13 protein-coding genes are annotated in these 17,488 nt (G+C 62.8%); 5 read left to right on the forward strand and 8 right to left on the reverse strand.

All coding sequences use genetic code 11. The annotated features are described in order from the left end of the window. Nucleotide 1: 1 nt before the first annotated feature. From PSET11_RS01225 to glyA, 6 genes are read right to left on the reverse strand one after another with little or no spacing between them, the layout of a single operon-like run. On the reverse strand, nucleotides 2–1,375 hold the full coding sequence (locus PSET11_RS01225) for an L-serine ammonia-lyase (RefSeq protein ID WP_124089952.1): 1,374 nt from the start codon (nucleotides 1,373–1,375) through the stop codon (nucleotides 2–4). Next, on the reverse strand, nucleotides 1,376–2,011 hold the full coding sequence (locus PSET11_RS01230) for a sarcosine oxidase subunit gamma (protein WP_124089954.1): 636 nt from the start codon (nucleotides 2,009–2,011) through the stop codon (nucleotides 1,376–1,378). Further along, complete coding sequence (locus tag PSET11_RS01235) at nucleotides 2,004–4,946, reverse strand: sarcosine oxidase subunit alpha family protein (protein ID WP_124089957.1); 2,943 nt, start codon at nucleotides 4,944–4,946, stop codon at nucleotides 2,004–2,006. Before PSET11_RS01235 ends, PSET11_RS01230 begins: the two co-directional genes overlap by 8 nt. Further along, nucleotides 4,943–5,362, reverse strand: a complete 420-nt coding sequence (locus PSET11_RS01240; RefSeq protein ID WP_124089959.1) for a sarcosine oxidase subunit delta — start codon at nucleotides 5,360–5,362, stop codon at nucleotides 4,943–4,945. The genes PSET11_RS01235 and PSET11_RS01240 overlap by 4 nt, the downstream gene beginning before the upstream one ends. Nucleotides 5,363–5,391: 29 nt before the next feature. Continuing rightward, nucleotides 5,392–6,612: a sarcosine oxidase subunit beta family protein gene (locus PSET11_RS01245; protein WP_124089961.1), complete on the reverse strand. Its 1,221-nt coding sequence runs from the start codon at nucleotides 6,610–6,612 to the stop codon at nucleotides 5,392–5,394. Continuing rightward, on the reverse strand, nucleotides 6,609–7,958 hold the full coding sequence (glyA, locus tag PSET11_RS01250; RefSeq protein ID WP_124089963.1) for a serine hydroxymethyltransferase: 1,350 nt from the start codon (nucleotides 7,956–7,958) through the stop codon (nucleotides 6,609–6,611). Before glyA ends, PSET11_RS01245 begins: the two co-directional genes overlap by 4 nt. Before the next feature lie 227 nt (nucleotides 7,959–8,185). On the opposite strand from glyA, the gene PSET11_RS01255 reads away from it, so the two are divergent. The 3 genes from PSET11_RS01255 to PSET11_RS01265 all read left to right on the forward strand — a co-directional run bounded on the left by PSET11_RS01255 (nucleotide 8,186) and on the right by PSET11_RS01265 (nucleotide 11,732). After that, the gene (locus PSET11_RS01255; protein ID WP_124089966.1) at nucleotides 8,186–9,523 is read left to right on the forward strand and encodes an MFS transporter; all 1,338 of its coding nucleotides are present in this window, start codon (nucleotides 8,186–8,188) and stop codon (nucleotides 9,521–9,523) included. Nucleotides 9,524–9,579: 56 nt separating this feature from the next. Continuing rightward, nucleotides 9,580–10,836 carry an aminopeptidase P family protein gene (locus PSET11_RS01260; protein ID WP_124089968.1) on the forward strand — a complete coding sequence of 419 codons (1,257 nt, stop codon included), beginning with the start codon at nucleotides 9,580–9,582 and terminating at the stop codon, nucleotides 10,834–10,836. An 89-nt stretch (nucleotides 10,837–10,925) separates the two neighbouring features. Then, entirely contained in the window at nucleotides 10,926–11,732 is an 807-nt protein-coding gene (locus tag PSET11_RS01265) for an IclR family transcriptional regulator (protein WP_124089970.1), read from the forward strand. Nucleotides 11,733–12,828: 1,096 nt separating this feature from the next. Here the strand turns inward: PSET11_RS01265 and PSET11_RS01275 are convergent. Further along, nucleotides 12,829–13,305 carry an NUDIX hydrolase gene (locus PSET11_RS01275; protein WP_124089974.1) on the reverse strand — a complete coding sequence of 159 codons (477 nt, stop codon included), beginning with the start codon at nucleotides 13,303–13,305 and terminating at the stop codon, nucleotides 12,829–12,831. A 142-nt stretch (nucleotides 13,306–13,447) separates the two neighbouring features. Here PSET11_RS01275 and PSET11_RS01280 point away from each other — a divergent pair, with 142 nt between their 5' ends. Beyond that, the gene (locus PSET11_RS01280; RefSeq protein ID WP_124089976.1) at nucleotides 13,448–13,705 is read left to right on the forward strand and encodes a hypothetical protein; all 258 of its coding nucleotides are present in this window, start codon (nucleotides 13,448–13,450) and stop codon (nucleotides 13,703–13,705) included. A 38-nt stretch (nucleotides 13,706–13,743) separates the two neighbouring features. Here PSET11_RS01280 and radA read toward each other — a convergent pair whose 3' ends face one another. Then, nucleotides 13,744–15,117, reverse strand: coding sequence for a DNA repair protein RadA (gene radA / locus PSET11_RS01285; protein WP_124089977.1), 1,374 nt, complete (start codon nucleotides 15,115–15,117; stop codon nucleotides 13,744–13,746). A 331-nt stretch (nucleotides 15,118–15,448) separates the two neighbouring features. On the opposite strand from radA, the gene PSET11_RS01290 reads away from it, so the two are divergent. Further along, complete coding sequence (locus tag PSET11_RS01290) at nucleotides 15,449–17,428, forward strand: beta-glucoside-specific PTS transporter subunit IIABC (RefSeq protein ID WP_124089979.1); 1,980 nt, start codon at nucleotides 15,449–15,451, stop codon at nucleotides 17,426–17,428. Nucleotides 17,429–17,488: the final 60 nt, after the last annotated feature.

The following is a 17,488-nucleotide window of genomic DNA, read 5'->3' on the forward strand; positions in this document are numbered from 1 at the left end:
CTCAGCACTCAATCACGTTGACCGCGAGGCCTCCGCGGGAGGTCTCCTTGTATTTGGTTTTCATGTCCGCTCCTGTCTCACGCATGGTTTTGATGGCTTTATCCAGCGAAACCTTATGGCTGCCGTCGCCGTGCAGTGCCAGCCGTGCAGCGTTGATGGCTTTCACGCTGGCGATCGCGTTCCGTTCGATGCAGGGAATCTGTACCAGGCCGCCTACGGGGTCGCAGGTCAGGCCAAGGTTGTGCTCGATCCCCACTTCGGCGGCGTTTTCCACCTGTTCGGGGGTGCCGCCCAGCACCTCGCAGAGCCCGGCTGCCGCCATAGAGCAGGCCGAGCCCACCTCACCTTGGCAACCGACTTCGGCGCCGGAGATGGAGGCATTGATCTTGAAGAGGATGCCGACGGCGGCCGCCGTCAGCAGGAAACGGACCACCCCGTCGTCGTCGGCTCCCGGAACAAATTTGATGTAGTAGTGGAGGACGGCGGGCACGATTCCCGCCGCGCCGTTGGTGGGCGCGGTGACAATGCGGCCGCCGGCAGCATTTTCCTCATTCACCGCCAGAGCAAACAGGTTCACCCATTCCATGGCCCGGAGCGGATCCGTGACACCGGTGTCCGCGGTCAGCGTGCGGAACAGCGACGGCGCCCGGCGCTTGACTTTGAGTCCGCCAGGAAGGATGCCCTCGGCGGCGCAGCCGTTGTCAACGCATTCGCGCATCACGGCCCACAGCTTCAGTAGGCTCTCGCGGAGCTCCACCTCGCTGCGCCATACCAGCTCGTTGGCGAGCATCACATCAGAGATGGACATTCCCTCGCGCTTACAGATCCCCAGGAGTTCGTCAGCGGTGGTGAAGGGGTACGGCAAGGGCGTTTCATCCGCCACCACCTGGTCGCCGGGGTTGGCATCGCCGTCAACAACGAAGCCGCCCCCAATGGAATAGAAGCTGCGTTCGCTCAGGACAGAACCGGTATGGTCCAGTGCGCGGAAAGTCATGCCGTTGGGGTGGGCTGGCAGGGACTTACGGCGGTGCAGGAGCACGTCTTCCTCCCAGTTGAAGTCCACCCGGTGATTTCCACCGATCCGGAGTTCGGCGTCCAGAGCGGCGGCAGCCACTTGATCGTCTGCGGTGGCGGTGTTCACCGTTTCCGGGTCGAGGCCCTGCAGGCCCAAGACCACTGCCTTGTCGGAGCCATGGCCGCGGCCCGTTGCACCGAGTGATCCGAAGAGTTCGGACTGAACTCGGACCGTGTCGTGTAGATGGCCGTCCGCTTTAAGTCCTTCGGCAAACAGTTTCGCTGCCCGCATCGGACCGACCGTGTGTGATGAGGACGGCCCGATGCCAACAGAGAAAAGATCCAAGGCGCTGAGAGCCATTTAGGGGACCTCTGGCGAGGCGTACTCGCGCATTGCATCGAGGAGCCAGCGGCCCAGGAAGTCCGCGAAGGAGGCGCGGGGGAAGAGGCGGAAGCTCTCTTCCCCGGTCTTCTGCAGGACCACCGGAATGTTGCCTACCTCAGTGTTCAGCGCGGTTTCCGGGGTGAAGCTGCGGGGGTGCAGATCCAGGGAGCAGCCCTTCTCAAGAACAGCGCGAGCATGCGGTCCGGAGAGCTCGAACGTGGTGCGGTTGGCGGAGAGGTCCACCACCTGGCCGGATGCTTCGCCTAGGGCCTCGATGAGGGAACCAATGAGGTTGCCGCCCAGGGAATCGTGGGCAGCTTCCGGTGCCACCACCAAGAATTCCGATGGGCCGAGCCAAAGGACGCTGATGCCGTCGGTGCCGCCCACGTCGCCGCAGCGAGCCGGCAGTCCGCCGGTAGCGGCGGCGATCCTAGCCCCCTCTTCGGAGCTTGGGTCCACGCGAATTCCCGCCATGGTCTGGAAGGGGCCTTCGGCGAGGACAACCTTGCCTTGGACGGAACCCGCTTTCAGTGCTGCGGTCAGGTGGGAGGCTGGGCTGCGGCGGATGTCCCGGAGTCCATTGATGCCTTCGATTGCTGCTGTGTTAGCCATCTTTACGGGTCCCTTCGGGGTCAAAAAGTACGGTTTCTGCGACAACGACATCAACTAGCTGGTCACCTGCGGCAGCTACGAGGGTTTCACCGATGCGGTTGCGGCCGTTGTGGATCAGTGCCAGGGCGAACGAGCGGCCCAGCGCGGCGCTGTGGTAGCTCGAGGTGACGAAACCTTGCATGGGAACAGGGCCGTAGGCGGGGTTAGTGGAGCGTCCTTTCTCCACCAACTGGGTGCCTTCTGGCAGCCGTAGGGATGTGTCGGCGGGAAGGACGCTGACCAGGTGTTTGCGGTCTTCACGCTGGGCATCAGTGCGTGCATAAGAGCGCTTGCCGATGAAGTCCTTGGCTTTGGATACCACCCATTCCATCCCGGCGTCTTGCGGGGTGACGGTACCGTCCGTGTCCTGGCCGACGATCGGGTAGCCCTTTTCGGCGCGGAGTACGTGCATGGTTTCGGTGCCGTAGGGGGTGATGTTGAATTCGGCTCCGGCGGCGGCCACAGTTTCCCACGTGTTCAGCCCGTACCAAGCGGGGATGTTGATTTCGTAGGCCAGTTCACCGGAGAACGAGATCCGGCAGACGCGGGCCTGCACACCGGAGGCGAGGGTGGTTTCGCGGAAGGTCATGAACGGGAAGGCTTCCGCGTCCAGTCCGCCATCCTTGGCCAGTTCCGGGGCTACCTTCGCCAGGACCGCGCGGGACTTAGGCCCTACGACGGCGATGGTGCTCCACTGTTCGGTCACCGAGGTGCAGTGCACGTCCAGTTCCGGCCATTCGGTCTGGAGCCATTCCTCCAGCCAGTCCAGTACCTTGGCGGCGCCACCGGTCGTGGTGGTCATGAAGTACCGGTCCTGGTCCAGGCGCAGGGTCACGCCGTCGTCGAAGATCATGCCGTCCGCCATGCACATCACGCCGTAGCGGGCAGAGCCCGGGGCGAGCTTCTTGAACGCGTTGGTGTAGATCCGGTTGAGGAATTCACCGGCGTCCTTGCCTCGGATTTCGATCTTGCCGAGCGTGGTGGCGTCCATGAATCCCACGGAGTCGCGGACTGCGGCGCATTCGCGCAGCACGGCAGTATCCATGTCTTCCCCGGCTTGCGGGTAGTACCAGGGGCGCTTCCACTGCCCGACGTCCTCGAACAGGGCTTCCTTGGCCACGTGCCAGGGGTGGATCGAGGTGACACGGGCGGGATCGAACAGTTCGCCTCGCTGACGGCCGGCCAATGCGGCGAACGCCACCGGAGTGAACGGCGCCCGGTAGGTGGTGGTGCCAATGTCACCGATCCCTCTGGTTGCTTCGCCGGCCGTGCGCAATGCGGCGGCGATGACGCCGATCGCGTTGACACCGGAGGTCTTGCCTTGGTCGTTGGCAGTGCTGATGGAGGTGTACCGCTTGATGTGCTCCACAGACCGCATGCCAGCGCCCGTGGACCGCAGCACGTCAGCCACTGACTGGTCCCGCTGGAAGTCCACGAAGTGGTGGTGCCAGTCATCTGGGGTGCCGGCCGTGCCGGGGACCAGCCACAGTTGGCGGGTGGGGGCCGAGGCCTTCACGTCCTGTAGCGGAGCGGGTACAACGGCGGATTCGAAGCCGGCGGCGATCGCTGCCGACGCACCGGCGGAGATGCCTTCGGCGATGCAATCGGTCAAGGCGAAGCTGCCGCGGCCGGAACCGACACTCTGCTGGTTGGGGACCACGGTGCTCGGCACAAATGCGGCCAAGTCATCATCCCAGCGAAGTTTGCCCTGCCGCTGGGAGTGGAGGTGCACCAGCGGGCTCCAGCCACCGGAGACAGCCAAGAGATCGCAGGCGATCTCTTCGACGCCGGAGGTCAGTTCCCCGTCGTCGTTGATGCTGCGCACGGTCACACCGTCAAGCCGGGAATTCGGACCGGCCGAGGTATCTGCAACGGCACTGCCGATCAGCACGCGCATGCCTGATTCGACGGCGGTAGCTGCCACTGCACTGAGCACCGCGCGGGCGTCGACGACAGCGGCAACATTGACGCCGGCGGCGCAAAGGTCCGCGGCAAGGGCGTAAGCGCTGTCGTTGGTGGTGCTGATGAGCACCCGCTGCCCGGCAGCAACTGCATAACGGTTGAGGTAGCTGCGGACGGCGGAGGCCAACATGATGCCGGGGCGGTCGTTGTTCTCGAAGACCAGCGGACGTTCGTGGGCGCCGGGGGCCAGGACCACTTGGTTGGCACGCACGTGCCAGATCCGCTGCCGGGATACGCCGGAAGCCGCGGGGCTGGAGAGGTGATCGGTACGGTTCTGGACCGCGATGACGTAGTTGGCGTCGTAGGCTCCGAAAGCGGTGGTGCGGTTCAGGACAGTTGATTCGGTGGCCGAGACGAGCTCGGCTTCGACGTCCGCCACCCATTCCAGGGCGGGCTTGCCCTCAATGGTTTCGGCCTGGCCGGGTGCAGTGGAACAGGACAAGAGCGAGCCGCCCAGTTCGGGCTGGTCGTCCATCAGCATCACGCGGGCACCGGTGCGGACAGCTTCGCGGGCCGCAGCCAGGCCGGCAGGACCGCCACCAATCACCAGGACGTCGGTGTGGACGTACTTCTTGTCGTATTCGGCGTGGTCCTCTTCTGGATCCAGCCGGCCCAGCCCGTTGAGCAGGTCCGCCTGCAGGCCGTCCACCAGAGTGACGGTGGTCGCGGGAAGCATGGATTCGGCCACGTGGCCGGGGAACCGCGGCTCGATCCTGACCAGGGCGTTGGTTTCCTCCACGCCGGAGGACATGATGCCGCGAGGGCGGTCCTCGTAGAGGGAGTTGCCGACGGCGATGCGGCCGTTGGCCAGCATGGCCGAGGCCAGTGTATCGCCAGGATGGCCTACAAATTCCTCGCCGTTTACGGTGAAACGCCAGGTGATGCTGCGGTCGATGCGTCCGCCGGCGGCGAGGCGGGCGTGCTGGGAAGTCACTTGGTTGCTCCTTCCGGGGCGGTGGTGCTGGGGGTTGGATCCGTGGGGGCGATGCTTGTGCCGGAAATATTCGGAGCCGCGGTCCCGGTAGTGGTGCTGTCAGCGGCAAGACTCGCGGTGCCGGCTTCAGATGCCGGGCCCGGCGCGTCCGGGCGGGGCGCTCCCATCGGGTAGATGGCCTGGATGTCGTAGGTGACGGTGTCGCGGAGCATGTTGAACCACTGCCTGCATCCGGTGCTATGCAGCCAGCGCTCGGCGAAAATGCCTTTGGTGTTGGCCCGGTAGAACAGGAAATGAGCCCATTCGCGGTCGTTTAGTTCGTTCGGGTTCTCCGGGTACGGAACGTGGGCCTGGCCGCCGTAGTGGAACTCGGTCTCGTCGCGCGAGCCGCAGTTAGGGCATGAGATGAGCAGCATGTGCGTCTTCTTTCTATGGTCGCTGGCGGCTAGTGGGCCACGGCGGCTGCGCCGTGTTCGTCGATGAGTGCGCCGGTTTCGAAGCGTTCCAGCGCGAAGGGTTTGTTGAGTTTGTGCGGCGTTCCCGTGGCGATGGTGTGGGCGAAGGTGAAACCCGCTGAGGGAGTGCCTTTGAAGCCGCCGGTTCCCCAGCCGCAGTTGACGAACATGTTCTCCACCGGAGTGGTGCCAACAATCGGGGAGGCGTCCAGGGTGGTGTCGACGATGCCGCCCCAGGTCCGGAGCACGTGGGCCCGGGCGAAAATGGGGAACAACTCGACGGCAGCAGCCATCTGGTGTTCGATCACGTGAAAGGACCCGCGTTGGCCGTAGCCGTTGTAGGAGTCCACTCCGGCGCCCATGACCAACTCGCCCTTGTGCGCCTGGGAAACGTAGACGTGGACGTGGTTGGACATGACCACGGTGGGGTGGACGGGTTCGTGTAGCTCGGAAACCAGCGCCTGCAGTGGGTGGGACTGGATGGGCAGTTCAAAGCCGGCCATCTCGGCCAGGACCGAACTGTGCCCGGCGGCGCACAGGCCTACCTTCTCGGTGTTGATGGTGCCGCGGTTGGTCTTGACGCCGGTGACTCTGTTGCCGTTCTTGACGAAGCCGGTGACTTCGCAGTTCTGGATGATGTCCACGCCGAGTTCGTCGCATTTGCGGGCGAAGGCCCACGCGACGTGGTCGTGCTTGGCGATGCCTGCGCGCGGCTGGTAGGTAGCACCCATGACGGGGTAGCGGATGTTGTCGTTGATGTTCAGGATGGGGCAGAGTTCCTTGACCTGCTGCGGATCCAACCATTCGGCGTCCACGCCGTTGAGTTTGTTGGCGCCCACCCGGCGCATGCTCTCGCGGACGTCGCCGAGGGTGTGTGCAAGATTCATCACGCCGCGCTGGCTGAAGAGGAAGTCGTATTCAAGCTCCTCAGGCAGGACTTCCCAGAGCTTGAGTGCGTGCTCGTAGATGGCCGCACTCTCGTCCCACAGGTAGTTGGACCGGATGATGGTGGTGTTCCGCGCCATGTTGCCACCGGCCAGCCAGCCCTTTTCGAGGACGGCGATGTTGGTCATCCCGTGGTTCTTCGCCAGGAAGTAGGCAGTAGCTAGGCCATGCCCGCCGCCGCCCACAATGATGGCGTCGTAGGAGGACTTAGGCTCCGGGTTGCGCCAGAGAAAATCCGGGTGCTCCGGAAGCTGGTGCGTGCTCACTGGGCTGCTCCAATCAAGTCTGGGTCGAGGGCGGCAACGTCCGCGCCGTCTTTGACGCGGGAAAGGTGAGGGTACAGGGGGAACTGGTCGGCCAGTGCGCTAACGCGTGCATGGAGTTGGGCCACGGTCTCGTTATCAATGGCACCAGTGCCTGCCGCGGCGATCAGCGCTGTTGCGATGATGTCGGCGACCTCGGTGAATTCAGTAGCGCCAAAGCCGCGGGTAGCGAGGGCGGGAGTACCGATCCGAAGACCGGAAGAAACCATCGGCGGGCGGGGATCGAACGGGACGGCGTTGCGGTTGACCGTGATGCCGATCCGGTGCAACGTGTCTTCGGCCTGCTGGCCGTCGAGTTCGGAGTTGCGCAGGTCCACTAGGACCAGGTGAACGTCGGTTCCGCCGTTGACCACGGAGATGCCGGCCGCGGCGACGTCGTCGCGGAGTAAGCGGTCAGCCAGAAGCTTTGATCCCTGCAAGACTCGCTCCTGGCGTTCCTTGAATTCGGGGCTGGCGGCCAGCTTGAAGGCCACGGCCTTGGCAGCGATGACGTGCTCTAGAGGTCCACCCTGCTGGCCGGGGAAGACAGCGCTGTTGATCTTCTTGGCGTAGATCTCCTTGGCCAGGATGACGCCGCCGCGCGGGCCGCCGAGGGTCTTATGCGTAGTGGTAGTGACGACATCTGCGTAGGGCACAGGGTTCGGGTGCAGGCCGGCGGCCACCAAGCCCGCGAAGTGCGCCATGTCCACCATCAGGTAAGCACCGACGAGGTCGGCGATTCGACGGAATTCGGCGAAATCAAGCTGCCGGGAATACGCGGACCAACCAGCAACGATCAATTTCGGCCGGTGCTCTAAGGCCAGTGCTTCCACCTCAGCCATGTCCACCCGAAGATCGGATTCACTCACGTGGTACGGGACCACGTTGTAGAGCTTGCCGGAGAAGTTAATCTTCATACCGTGGGTCAGGTGCCCGCCATGGGCCAAGCTCAGGCCCATAATGGTGTCGCCAGGGTTCAGCAGCGCGAACATGGCCGCGGCGTTGGCCTGCGCACCAGAATGCGGCTGGACGTTCGCGAACTCCGCACCGAACAGGTCCTTCACGCGGTCGATAGCGAGCTGCTCAACCACGTCAACGTGCTCGCAGCCGCCATAGTAGCGCTTACCCGGATAGCCCTCGGCGTACTTATTGGTCAGCACCGACCCCTGCGCCTCCATGACCGCGGACGGGGCAAAATTCTCCGACGCGATCATTTCTAGCGTTGACTGCTGGCGGATCAGCTCATCGGTAATGGCCGCCTGGACCTCGGGATCGGTGACCGCAAGCGACTGAGTGAGGTTGTTCATCATAATGACCTCTTTCGAATTCTCTATGCAACGCTGTTGTGTGTGATGCAACACTATCTCTCGTCGACTGTAAGGTCAATCACTTTTCGCTGTGCCGACAAGAGTGTTGACTGACGCAGAAAAGCCCACATAAGGGTTGAAATTGACTCTTGACTGTGGTGCGGGTCACCTCTAATCTGGAGCAACCATGTTGCATTGAAAGCAACGCCCCAACTTCAATTGGTGGATACATGAGTAACGAAATATCGTCACTGCCTCCGAGTGACCAAATACATCCCGTCAACGGAGACGGCATCAGCAAAGAAACACGCCGCAGAGTTATTGCGGCCAGTTTCATCGGCAACTTCGTCGAATGGTTCGACTACGCCGTTTACGGCTATCTGGCTGTCACCATCGCAACAGTCTTTTTCCCTGAATCAGATCCCCAGACTGGTCTCCTCCTGACCTTCGCCCTCTTTGCGATTTCCTTCCTGGTACGACCGCTCGGCGGCTTCGTCTGGGGCCACATCGGGGACAAAGTAGGCCGCCGGACGGCACTCTCTCTTTCCATCCTGATCATGTCCGGAGCGACTTTCTGCATCGCACTCATCCCGGGCTACGACACCATCGGCATCTGGGCGCCCATCCTGCTCCTGATCATCAGAGTTGCACAGGGCTTCTCCGCCTCAGGTGAATACGCCGGGGCCTCGGCCTTCCTGGTGGAGTACGCACCCGCGAACAAGCGCGGTCTATACGCCGCCGTGGTTCCGGCTAGTACCGCCGCCGGCCTGCTCCTCGGCTCCTTGATCGCAGGTCTGCTGACAATCATGATCAGTACAGAGGCGATGCATAGTTGGGGCTGGCGGCTGCCCTTCCTGCTAGCGGCCCCCATGGGCCTGATCGGACGGTACATTCGGACCAAGCTGGAAGACACCCCGGTGTTCCGTGAACTCGCAGCGGAAGACGAAACCATCAAGGCCCCTGTATCCAGCCTGTTCAGGAACCACTGGCGCCAACTCCTCAAGGCTGTAGGTGCTGTCCTGCTCAACGCCGTCGGCTTCTACGTGATTCTCAGCTACATGCCCACGTATTTGTCTTCAGAACTGGGTCTCGGCCAAACGGAATCATTCCTTGCCACGACCATCGCCCTGGTCACCTACATCGGCTTCATCTTCCTCACCGGCATGCTTTCGGACCGATACGGCCGCAAGAAGGTCCTGATGAGCGCATCCGTAGCCTTTATCGTCCTGACGGTTCCGGCCTTCGCGCTCTTGGGAACTGGAAACTTCCTGGTTATCGTGCTTGTCCAAATTCTCCTCGGCGCGATGCTGACCCTCAATGATGGAACGCTCCCCAGCTTCCTTGCGGAAATGTTCCCCACCCGCGTCCGCTACAGCGGCTTCGCGGTCAGCTTTAACCTCTCCAACGCTCTCTTCGGCGGCACCGCCCCGTTCATGGCAACACTTCTCATCGCGGCCACGTCAAACGACCTGGCGCCCGCCTGGTACCTCGTCGCTGCAGCACTCGTTTCCCTTATCGCGGTGTCCATGTCCAAGGAAACCTGCAAAGAACCCCTGCGCAACGAATAGAACCAGCCTTCGAACTTACTCACGGCAAAAACCGCACCACAGAAAGGCACCACCCAATGACCACCACAGCATCCGAGAACGCAACGTCTGTCGCCGAACTCGAGCGCACCAAAGTCCTAAAGAATGGCGAGAAAGTCAGCCTGACGTTCTCCGATGCCGAATTTGAGCGCCGGCTCGCCGGACTGCGCCAGATCATGGTTGAAAAGGACCTTGACGCCGTAATACTGACCAGCTATCACTCGATCAAGTACTACTCTGACTTCTTGTTCACCACCTTCGGCCGCCCCTACGCCATGGTGGTCACCAAGGATGACAGCGTTACCGTGACGGCCAACATCGACGCAGGCATGCCGTGGCGTCGTAGTTTCGGCGACAACATCATCTACACCGACTGGCGCCGCGACAACTACATCTTCGCGATCCAGGAAGTGCTCCGCACCCGCGGCATCAACGCGCGCAGGATCGGGGTCGAGGACGACTCGTTGCCGTTGGACAACCGCAATAAGATCCAGGCAGCCTTCGCCGGTGCATCACTGGTGGACGTGGCCCAGTCCGCGATGCGCCAGCGGATGATTAAGTCGGCAGAGGAGATCGCGGTCATCAAGCACGGTGCCCGGATCGGTGATCTCGGCGGGGAAGCCATCCGTAAAGCCATCACCGCTGGCATCACGGAGTACGAGGTTGCCCTGATCGGCACCGAAGCCATGGTCCACGAAATCGCCCGCACCTTCCCCAACTCGGAGATCCGGGACACCTGGGTCTGGTTCCAGTCCGGCATCAACACCGACGGCGCCCACAACTGGGCCACCACCCGCAAGATCCAAGAACACGACATCCTGTCCCTGAACTGCTTCCCCATGACCTCCGGCTACTACACAGCCCTAGAACGGACACTCTTCTACGGTGAACCGGACGCCCGCTCACTCGAGCTATGGAACATTAACGTGGAGGTCCACGAGCGTGGTTTGGAACTTATCAAACCCGGTGCCGTATGCAAGGACATCGCCGCTGAGCTCAACGAAATCTACGTCGGCCACGGCCTGCTGGCCAACCGCACCTTCGGGTACGGACACTCCTTCGGCGTCCTCAGCCACTATTACGGCCGCGAGGCTGGCCTAGAACTGCGCGAGGACATCGACACCGTCCTGGAACCGGGAATGGTGGTCTCCATGGAGCCCATGATCACCGTCATGGACGGCCAGCCGGGTGCAGGCGGCTACCGCGAGCATGACATCCTCGTGGTGGGTGAAGACGGAGCCGAAAACATCACCAAATTCCCCTTCGGCCCGGAACACAACATTATCGGCGCTTAGACCCCAGCGCTCAACGATCCAAATGGGAAGTGGCGCCACTAATTCGGTGGCGCCGCTTTCGACCACCTTAGGGAATGATGGATAGCACCATGAGCGCAACAGAACCCGAAACCATACGCAACGGCGACAGCAAGGGCGCATCCGTCATCGTCAATGCAATCGCCGTCCTACGCACTTTCACGGCAGACGAGCCACTCCTCGGGGTCACCGAAATCGCCAACCGCGTCGGACTGCACAAAAGCAGCGTTTCCAGGATTCTGGCCACTTTCGAACAGGAAGGCCTAGTGGAACGCGACGCAGAAACCCGCCGCTTTCGCCTCGGTCTCGGGCTGATAGCCGTAGCCGGACCCCTCCTTGCCGAACTCGAAGAGCGGCGCGTCGCCTACCCCGTGCTCCTTGAACTCTCCGAGCAGACCGGCGAAACCAGCGCCCTCATGGTCTGGAACGGTGACGAATCCATCTGCGTGGAACAGATCGCCAGCCACCACCAGATCAAACACACCACCCCGCTCGGCGCCCGGTACAACGACGCACTGAGTTCATCAGTCCAGGTGTTCCTAGCGCAAGAATCGGAAGAACGTGTCCGTGGCCTCCTGCGCAGTGGCGCCATCACTTATCCAGGGCTTGATGAATCGAGCCTGGACGCCTACATGCTCCGACTGAAAGAGGACACCCGGCGAGGATGGACCATTAACTACGGGGACACCTCAATCGACGAAGTGGGCCTGGCCGCACCGGTATATGACCATCGGGGCGCTGTCGTGGCCGCCGTCCTGATCCCGGCTCCCCGCTTCCGAGTCTCTGCCGAAAGGCTGCAGGCACTGGGAGAAGCATGCTCCGCGGCAGCGCGCAGGATCACCGTACGCCTCGGTGGTCGGCCCCTGGACGAGCGCTAGAAGCCCCCGGCCCCTCGCCGCCGAGGCGTTGACGCAGCGGCGTCAATGGTTTTTCGCGGAACCATTAGCGTGCGCCCATCACAGCTGTATGGCCTCTTTACCTTCTGCGGTCCTGCCCGCGCATGAGTGCTATGCCAAAGCCGAAACGACCGAACCACCGTTTTCAACCAGCATTCTAAGCATCCGCATACGCTCACAAACGCTGACCGCTGCGAAAGGTGAGGAGCGAACCCCACAGCCGAATCAATATGTTCGAAAGGAATGAGATGTCAGCGATCTATGGGGATACCCCTGAATTCGCGATCTGGGAGTTGGCAGAGATAGGAGACACCGTCCTCCTTCAAAAGCCCGGCTGCACACCTCACCGTGGTGTCGTCGAAAACAGGACAGCCGATGGCGACATCGTATGGGTCATCTCGGCTGGAGCGCGGCTTCTCTTCCATCTCGGAGACGGATACAGCCTCAGAGTTAGGGCAAGAAACCGCCCGCGCGCAAGGTGAACGAGTGATTCCCAGCCAGATGATTCTGGACCAGAAGATCAAAATCACCCAATCTGACCACTGACAAGACTTCTTCAGAATTGCCCACGGGACAGAAACTCCCGCGGTACTTCTGCTCCCTTGGATTGAACGCCGATTACGGAGGTTATGTCACCGCTTTCTTGGCCGATCTGCATCGCAGCGGGTTTCGACGCTTTAGTGGTCTCCGAGGGGATCTCTCCGGTGGCAGTCGGGTGCCAATCGATCTGATTTATGTTATTCCAAGAACGACTCGACAGGTTCTCAAGCTGCATCTATCCCGTGCCCATGGCCCGGCCTTCCGCAGGGACTCATTCGGCACCGGCAGCGCTGCCAAAATCAGCAGGTTCTTGACCGTCACTTCTCCCGTTCGTCCCCGAAAAACTGCCTCTTACTCTTCCACCGTTTGCCCACGGATCACGGGTCTTCTTCGACCTCGCCGGGATGTTATCTCGTCGGAGGCTGGAGAAATTGGCGCGATGAGTACTCTCCTCATCCGACATTTCAATTCCTCCGACAAGGGCCAATCCAGCGACCCAAAAGGCGGAACAAACCAACCAGCGTGCCGCACTCAGGATCTAGCGAGATCCGCGTGTCCTCACATGTTCCAACAGGGCATGAAGAATAGGCTCCTGGCCTTTGACCAGCTTCAAGCGGGCAGCTTCAACGGGGAACCAGCCGGCATTGTCGATCTCGGGGAACTGCGCCACGGTGCCCGAACCCTTGGGCCACTCCAGCTCAAACGTGTTGCTCCGGACCTCGTCGGGCGCGAAGTCGTGCTCCGCGGCAAAAGCAGTCACGATCTTTCCTGACGATTGCCGGAAGTCGCCCAGCAACTGATAGTCGGCAGCCGGGGCGGGACTGCCCATCTCCTCCTCGAATTCGCGCAGCGCCGCGGCCAGCGGATCTTCGTCTGGTGAGTACTCACCCTTGGGAATTGACCAAGCGTGCGCATCCTTGTGCGCCCAGAACGGGCCGCCCATGTGGCCGATCCACACCTCCAGTCCGGCCGGGCCTGAGCGATAGAGCAGGATTCCTGCGCTGCGTACCGGCATGGTCTCCTCGTTCGGCTGGGGCTGGGGGCTAACGAATCCAGCAGCCGGTGAACTCCCAGAGAGTTGCCAGTGGGCGTTCATCTCATGTTCATGGCACTGACTTAGATTATGTCTTCAGGTACTTTCCGTGAAAGGACGCGTCATGGCCGACATTGCCACCGTACTGGGCCGGCTCACTCCGGCGGAACACGAAGAACTTCGCGGATTGGGCCCCAAGGAACATTTGCCGCGGCATCTCCAGGAAGCCATTGATCGGGCGGCCGGCGGAACGGGTGCCGGTAAGGGCTACTACGTTCCCACCGGCAACGTCAGCTCCACGGGCGGGACCTTGCTCATGCTCCGGAACGACGTCTCCACCTGGCTGGCCGCGACACCCAGCAAACTATCGGACCCTGTGTAGCGCACCAAGACCCAAGAGCCAACCAAGGCCCCGTGCAGCTAGCCAATTAGCAGGCTCAGCGCCTCGGTCAGGTGCTCCACTTCGCGTACGGAGAAACCCGCTGGAACAGGTCCGGGACCGGTGTGGCTTGCGGGCACCACCGCGTGGGTGAACCCCAGCCGGTGGGCCTCCTGGATGCGCTGGTTGATGCCGGGAACGGGGCGGACCTCACCGGCAAGCCCCACCTCGCCAAAGGCCACCAGCCGGATGGGCAGGGGCTTGCGGGCCTTGGCTGAGGCTACGGCCAGTGCAACAGCCAGGTCTGTGGCCGGTTCGCTCAACTTCACCCCGCCCACGGTGGCCACGTACGAATCATCCTTATGTAGCAGGCAGCCCGCGCGTTGCTGCAGCACCGCCAGCAGCATGGAGACGCGGGAGCTGTCCAGGCCGCTGGTTGCCCGGCGGGGCTGGGAAGTGGGGCTTTCCGCCAGCAGCGACTGCACTTCGGCCAGCAGCGGCCGCCTGCCCTCCAGGGTGACGGTAATGCACGTCCCGGACACGGGTTCCTTGGTCCGGCTGACAAACAGTCCACTGGGATCTGCCAGGCCTTCGATGCCGTTCTCGTTCAGGTCGAAGCAGCCAACATCATCGGTGGGCCCGTAACGGTTCTTGACGGCACGCAGCAACCGCAGCCGGGAGTGGCGTTCGCCCTCAAACAGGCAGACCACGTCCACCAGGTGTTCCAGCAAACGCGGGCCCGCGATGGAGCCGTCCTTGGTCACATGCCCCACCAGGAGGGTGGTCATGTTGCGGCGCTTGGCCGCCGCGATAATGGAGGCGGCCACCTCACGGACCTGTGAAACTCCGCCAGCGCTGCCATCCACGTCAGCGCTGCTCAAGGTCTGGACGGAGTCCACGATCAGCAGGCGTGGCTCAATCTTTTCCACCTGTCCCAGGGCCTGTCCCAGGTCCGTTTCGGCGGAGAGGTAGAGGGATTCGGCCACGGCGTCGATCCGCTCGGCTCGGAGTTTCACCTGCGCCGCCGACTCTTCGCCCGTCACGTACAGCACGTCCTGGGCGGTGCGGGCGAACTTCGCGGCCACGTCAAGCAACAGCGTGGACTTGCCGACGCCGGGCTCCCCGGCCAGGAGGATGACCGCACCTGGGACCAGCCCGCCACCCAGCACGCGGTCCAGTTCGTCAACGCCCGTTGGCAGGAACGCAGCCGTGGTGGCGTCCACCTCGGCGATCCTGCGGGCAGGCTCCAGCACCGTGGTGGCGGCGGTGGTTCGGGCAATTGCCCCGCCCGTCTCCTCCACCGTTCCCCACGCCTGGCATTCGCCGCAGCGGCCTACCCATTTAACGGCTGTCCAGCCGCATTCGGAACACTTGTAGGCCGGTGCCTTGGCAGCCCGGGAAGTCTTTGTCGCCATGTATACAAGGCTAGTGGAGGGCACCGACAACGCAGGCCGCGGAGGCCGCGCCGGAGAACCCGATGCAGAGCCCCAGGAGAAGCGCTGTAGTACCAAGAGGTCCGCCCAAAGCAGCCCCGACGAGCGCCCCCACCAGAACCCGCAGAAAAGTTTTCCAGCCAAAACGCTTGCCGCACCTCCGCAGCAGACGTTAGAGTTTGATGTTGAAGGCAATTTCGCCTACAGGATTGTTACTCGGCAACGAGGCAAGACCTGAGAAACACATTACGTGTATCTCGGGTCTTTTTTTGTGCCCAAAAACGCTTGAGCAACATAGACAGAGAGGTCTGACATGGCAACTGTGGACTACCGGTCCCTCGCCGGCGACATCCTTGAGCAGGTGGGCGGAGAGGCAAATATTGCCAGCGCCACGCACTGCGCCACCAGGCTGCGGCTTCGGCTGCGCGATGAGTCCAAGGCCAACACCGATGCCGTGGAGAAGTTGCCCGGCGTCATCACGGTCATGAAGGCCGGCGGCCAGTACCAAGTGGTGATTGGCGACAACGTCCCCACTGTCTACGCAGAGCTCGGCAAGCTCACCAAGCTCGCCGACGCCAGCGTGGAAGACCAGGAGCCGGCACCGCAGGGAAACCTGCTGAACCGCTTCATTGACCTGATCTCCTCGATCTTCTCGCCGATCCTGTGGCCGCTTGCCGGTGCGGGCCTGCTCAAGGCATTCCTCAGCCTCGCCACCCAGCTGGGCTGGCTGGATCCGGTGTCGTCCACCGGTGTTGTCCTGGCGGCCGCCGCGGATTCTGTCTTCTACTTCCTCCCGCTCTTCCTGGCCATCACGGCTGCCAAGCGGTTCAAATCCAACCAGTTCACCTCCATGGCCATCGCCGGCGCACTGGTGTACCCGTCCATCGTGGCGATGACTGCCGCAACGGAGCCGCTGACCTTCGCCGGCATCCCCATGGTGATGATGAACTACACCAGTTCCGTCATCCCCATCATTGTGGCCGTCTGGCTGCAGGGTTACCTGGAACGGTTCCTGCTCCGCGTGCTCCCAGCCGCGATCCGTAACTTCTCGACGCCGCTGCTCACCATCGTGGTCATGGTGCCGCTGATTCTCCTCACCGTAGGCCCCGTCACCACGTTCGCCGCCCAGGGCCTCTCCAACGGCATCACCGCAGCCTTCACCTTCGCACCGTGGCTGGCTGGCGCCGTCATGGGCGGCTTCTGGCAGGTCTTCGTCCTCTTTGGCCTGCACTGGGGCCTGATTCCGGGCATGCTGAACGAGATCAGCACCCAGGGCTACTCCCTCCTGATGGGACCGCTGCTGGCAGCTGTCCTCGGCCAGGCCGCAGCGACGCTGGCCGTGATGATCCGCACCCGGAACAAGGCCCGCCGCGCCGTTGCCGGCCCCGCAGCGCTCTCCGGCTTCCTCGCCGGGGTCACCGAACCTGCCATCTACGGCGTCAACCTGCCGCTGAAGAAGCCGTTCTACTTCGGCATCGCCGGCGGCGTGGTGGGTGGCGCTATCGCAGCGGCCGGCGGCAGCGGCGCCACCAGCTTCGTCTTCCCATCATTGCTGGGCCTGCCCGCCTTCAGCACCGTGGGCAACTTCGGCCTGCAGCTCCTCGGCACCGCCGCTGCGATAATCCTCGCCTTCACCCTGACGTTTTTCTTCGGTCCCCGCGAACTGGAGGCAGCAGAAGCGGCCGACGCCGGAACACCCGGGACGCCGGCAGCTGACGGTGTGCAGGTGGCGGGGGTAGCCCAAGGAACCAGCACTGCCCTAGAAACCAGCGCAGCGACGGAAGCCAGCGCAGCGACGGAAGCCAGCGCGGCACAGGGAGCCAACCCTGCAACCCCCGGCACTGTCAGCGTCGTTGCCCCGGTGGCTGGCCGGGCCGTGGCACTGTCCGAGGTCCAGGACAAGGTGTTTGCTTCCGGCGCCATGGGCAAGGGCCTGGGCATCGTTCCGACGGACGGTCGTATCTACGCCCCCATCTCGGGCACCATCAAGGCCGCTATGAAGACCGGACACGCCTACGGCATCAAGTCGGAGAGCGGCGTTGAAGTCCTGGTCCACATCGGCATCGACACCGTCCAGCTCGAAGGCCGCGGGTTTGAGGCGGCAGTGACCAGGGGACAGCAGGTGCGCGCAGGCGACCTTCTCGCCGTCGTCGACCTTGACCTGGTGAGTGCCGCCGGATACGACACCACCACCCTGGTGATGGTCACCAACACCGCTGCGCTGAACAGCGTTGAGCCTCGGACCGGCGTCGACCTCGCCCAGGGCGATCCCGCCATCACCATCCAGGTCTGACCCCAGCAAAGCTGACCACCAGGCCTGACCAAACAGGCCACCCCGGCACCACCCGATGAC

The sequence above is a fragment of the Arthrobacter ulcerisalmonis genome, from assembly GCF_900609065.1.
Taxonomy (GTDB): Bacteria; Actinomycetota; Actinomycetes; order Actinomycetales; family Micrococcaceae; genus Arthrobacter; species Arthrobacter ulcerisalmonis.

Bases quoted from the DNA above. Each gene is read 5' to 3' on its own strand.
- PSET11_RS01225 (WP_124089952.1), bottom strand. From the start codon at position 1,375: ATGGCTCTCAGCGCCTTGGATCTTTTCTCTGTTGGCATCGGGCCGTCC.
- PSET11_RS01230 (WP_124089954.1), bottom strand. From the start codon at position 2,011: ATGGCTAACACAGCAGCAATCGAAGGCATCAATGGACTCCGGGACATC.
- PSET11_RS01240 (WP_124089959.1), bottom strand. From the start codon at position 5,362: ATGCTGCTCATCTCATGCCCTAACTGCGGCTCGCGCGACGAGACCGAG.
- glyA (WP_124089963.1), bottom strand. From the start codon at position 7,958: ATGATGAACAACCTCACTCAGTCGCTTGCGGTCACCGATCCCGAGGTC.
- PSET11_RS01255 (WP_124089966.1), top strand. From the start codon at position 8,186: ATGAGTAACGAAATATCGTCACTGCCTCCGAGTGACCAAATACATCCC.
- PSET11_RS01260 (WP_124089968.1), top strand. From the start codon at position 9,580: ATGACCACCACAGCATCCGAGAACGCAACGTCTGTCGCCGAACTCGAG.
- PSET11_RS01265 (WP_124089970.1), top strand. From the start codon at position 10,926: ATGAGCGCAACAGAACCCGAAACCATACGCAACGGCGACAGCAAGGGC.
- PSET11_RS01275 (WP_124089974.1), bottom strand. From the start codon at position 13,305: ATGCCGGTACGCAGCGCAGGAATCCTGCTCTATCGCTCAGGCCCGGCC.
- PSET11_RS01280 (WP_124089976.1), top strand. From the start codon at position 13,448: ATGGCCGACATTGCCACCGTACTGGGCCGGCTCACTCCGGCGGAACAC.
- radA (WP_124089977.1), bottom strand. From the start codon at position 15,117: ATGGCGACAAAGACTTCCCGGGCTGCCAAGGCACCGGCCTACAAGTGT.
- PSET11_RS01290 (WP_124089979.1), top strand. From the start codon at position 15,449: ATGGCAACTGTGGACTACCGGTCCCTCGCCGGCGACATCCTTGAGCAG.